This window comes from Acidisphaera sp. S103 (genome assembly GCF_009765975.1).
Classification (GTDB): Bacteria; Pseudomonadota; Alphaproteobacteria; order Acetobacterales; family Acetobacteraceae; genus Rhodopila.
In genome coordinates, this window is sequence record NZ_LMUJ01000056.1 from 1 (window position 1) to 309 (window position 309).

The 309-nt window shown below is 61.5% G+C and carries 1 protein-coding gene; it reads left to right on the forward strand.

The genetic code is table 11. From position 1 onward, the window contains the following. Nucleotides 1–309: ISAs1 family transposase (locus GSQ89_RS18080; RefSeq protein WP_158927768.1), on the forward strand; the 309-nt coding region annotated here is incomplete at both ends.

A 309-nucleotide genomic window follows, 5' to 3' on the forward strand; every position in this document is an offset into this window, starting at 1 on the left:
CGCCAGGCGACGAAGGTGCTGTATCCGCTGGATGAAATCCTGTTGCTGATGCTCTGCGCCACGATCGCCGGCGCCGACGATTTCGTCGAGATCGGCCTGTGGGGCAGCGAGCATCAGGATTTTCTCCGCCGTTTCCTGCCCTATGAGCGGAGCATCCCGAGCCACGACACGTTGTGCGACGTGATCGCGGCGATCGATCCCGAGTTGTTCAAAAGCTGTTTCCTGGCCTGGGTGGACGGGTTGCGTACTGATGTTCCGGAGGTCATCGCGATCGACGGCAAGACCTCCCGCCGTAGTCACGACCGTCGT